We start from the raw sequence: 2,594 nt of genomic DNA on the forward strand, positions 1-2,594 counted from the left end.
ACCCGGTCCGCGCTGGCGGCCTATCCGAACCTGAAGAAACAGGTGGCGGAGTCGGGCGATCCCCTTCGTCTGGCGCTGAAATTCGCCATGGCGGGCAATATAATAGATTCAGGAATGCGGCGCGATCTGGACGTGGAAACGGAGATCGCGCTTCTGTCCGCGCCCGGCGCGCATGAGGGCCGGGTTTTTATGGATTACGCGGCATTTTGCTCCGCGCTGAAAAAGGCGCGCACGGTGCTGATTGTTGGCGACAACGCGGGCGAAACGGTCTTCGACCGGCTTCTCATCGAGGAAATCCTGCGCCTGCACCCGGATCTGAAATTCACCTACGCGGTGCGCGCCATGCCGGCGCTTAACGATGCTCTGCTTGAGGACGCGCTTGCCGCCGGGCTCGGCAAAGTGGCCGAGCTTATCACCTCCGGTTCGGATTTTCCGGGCACTTCTCTGCAGGGCAGCACGCCGGAATTCCGGCAGGTGTTCGACCGGGCGGACGTGGTTATCAGCAAAGGCCAGGGCAATTATGAAAGCCTGACCGGCAGCGAGCGGGATATTTTTTTCATGCTGATGCTCAAATGTCCCGTAGTGGCGAAACACGCCGGCCTCGCGGAAGGTTCCTATGTGCTGCGCCGTGTAAGAGGCAGCAGGCCGGCGGGGCGAACGCGATGAAACGCGCGGTGGTTTTTTTCGCGCTGGCGCTGCCGGTGTTTCCGGCGGGCCTGTGCGCGTCGGACACTCCGTTTCCTGAAATTTTCTGCCGGGCCGGCACGGGCCTGTCGCTCCGCATGACGGAACTGGGCGTGCTGCTTCAGTATACCGCGCTTGATGACGACGATTCCGATACCGTGGCGTATATCCGCGGCCGTTTCGGCCGCCTGAACGGCATTTTAGCCGACTCCGGCGGGCTGGAGCAGGCTTGTGCAGTCAAAGGTTTTCCGGCTCTTTTCTGCGCTGACGGCGCTAATCTTGTTATCGAGTTTGCGGATAACGGTGTTGTCGTCAGGTTTGAAGCCGGCAACGACTTTTCGGATGAAACGATTAAAAACATCCATACAGCCTACCGGAGCCTTTTCGGCCAGCTGGCCGCCAGCGGGGGCGATGCGGGCAAAGCCTGCCGGCAGTTCGGATCCAGCCGCAAGGCCGGCCGGGCGGGCGCGGATTTCATCGTGCCGCGCGCGTCGGGCGACGCTTTTTCAAGAGTGAAAACGCGCGAAGAAATCAAAGAAGAAGATTCGCAGGTCGGCGAAATGATTTCCACCGTGGATGATTAACTCCGGCGTTAGCCGGTTTTTTGCGCGGAAAAATTCTCAGGCAAGTATATCGTTGTATAATTTCACCGTCGCTTCCAGATTGCGTTCAATGGTGAATTTTTCCGATACCAGTTTAAGGCCGGAGCCGGCGAGGGCGAGCGCGGCTGCGGGATCGGACAGCCGGTCCATAATCAATTCAGACAGCCGCCCGCTGTCGCCGGGCGCGAAAAGCGCGCCGGTTTCTCCGTCAATAACAATTTCCCTGTTTCCGCTTATGTCGCTGGCCAGCACGGGAATGCGCATGGCCATGCTTTCCCGTATCGAGCCGGACAGCGCTTCCCCCCTCACCGCCGCGTTAACGCTTACGCTCAGAACCGACAGTATTTGAGGCACGTCAGCGCGAAACCCGAGAAAGCGGGTATATTTCTCGGCAATTCCTGCATTTCGCGCTTCCTGGCGCAGCAACGGCGAATCGGTATCGCGCCCGGCAAACAGGAAGACCGCCCGCGCGCCTTTTTTCAGCGCCCGCGCTGCGGCGTCGAGCAATACCGTCTGCCCCTTGTCAGGGCTGTAGTTGCCGATTAAACCGATGACCGGCAGGGAGGTGTTCAACTCCGCCAGCAGCGCCGGATCCGGCGCAATGGGGCGGAAGCGGGCAGTGTCCACGCCGGAATAAATGACATGAATCCGTTCCTGCCCGATCCCGAAATCGGCAAGGATTTTTTTGACTGATTCCGATACTGCGGCATAGGCGTCAATCCGGGCGTTGTGGTATTTGATCCTGCTTAGCACATGCCATTGCCGCATCGGGTGGCTGACCCTGCGCGTTATTACCAATGCCGGCTTGCGCGCGCACAGATATTTTGCGATCAGGGCAACGGCGTGCGATCTGGGGTGGTGGGCATGTACGATGTCAATTTTCCTGCTGTCAATAAACCGGGCCAGTTTCCATGCTGACAGCAGATCATAATCCTGAAACGGCGCGAAATCAAACGCGGCCAGTCCGAGTTCGAGTACCCGTTTATGGAGTGCGCCCCCGGCCGGGCAACCTACATAAACCGGATACCGCATTGTTTTCAGACGGGAGGATAACGCGCACATTTGCGCCGCTCCGCCTGTCCAGCCGGTGGCTTCGCTCAAGTGCAGTATACTTGGGAGTCCGGTCATAAAAGCGGCGGAATATTCGGAGATTTGTAATGGCGGGGAACATTCTACCTAGCGGTAAGTTTAACACAAACGATCCGTTCCGTCAATGTATAATTTGCAGGGCTATGGCGAAACGGCTATAATTTATTGTGAAATGCGGTTTAGATGGAAAATGCCAGACCTTATGAAAATATTTCCGGC

General features: G+C 57.9%; 3 protein-coding genes. 2 read left to right on the forward strand and 1 reads right to left on the reverse strand.

What is annotated here, in order from left to right:
• Together PHW69_10080 and PHW69_10085 are read left to right on the forward strand one after the other, a co-directional pair.
• A partial coding sequence (locus PHW69_10080; GenBank protein MDD4005531.1) for an ARMT1-like domain-containing protein occupies window positions 1–666 on the forward strand: 666 nt, incomplete at its 5' end.
• Entirely contained in the window at window positions 663–1,268 is a 606-nt protein-coding gene (locus PHW69_10085; GenBank protein ID MDD4005532.1) for a hypothetical protein, read from the forward strand. The genes PHW69_10080 and PHW69_10085, both read left to right, overlap by 4 nt.
• A 36-nt stretch (window positions 1,269–1,304) precedes the next feature.
• Here the strand turns inward: PHW69_10085 and PHW69_10090 are convergent, their stop codons facing one another.
• Window positions 1,305–2,387 (reverse strand): glycosyltransferase family 4 protein, encoded by a 1,083-nt coding sequence (locus PHW69_10090; protein MDD4005533.1) that lies wholly within the window; start codon window positions 2,385–2,387, stop codon window positions 1,305–1,307.
• Between the last annotated feature and the right edge of the window lie 207 nt (window positions 2,388–2,594).

The organism is Elusimicrobiaceae bacterium, assembly GCA_028700325.1.
In the GTDB taxonomy this organism is placed as follows: Bacteria; Elusimicrobiota; Elusimicrobia; order Elusimicrobiales; family Elusimicrobiaceae; genus JAQVSV01.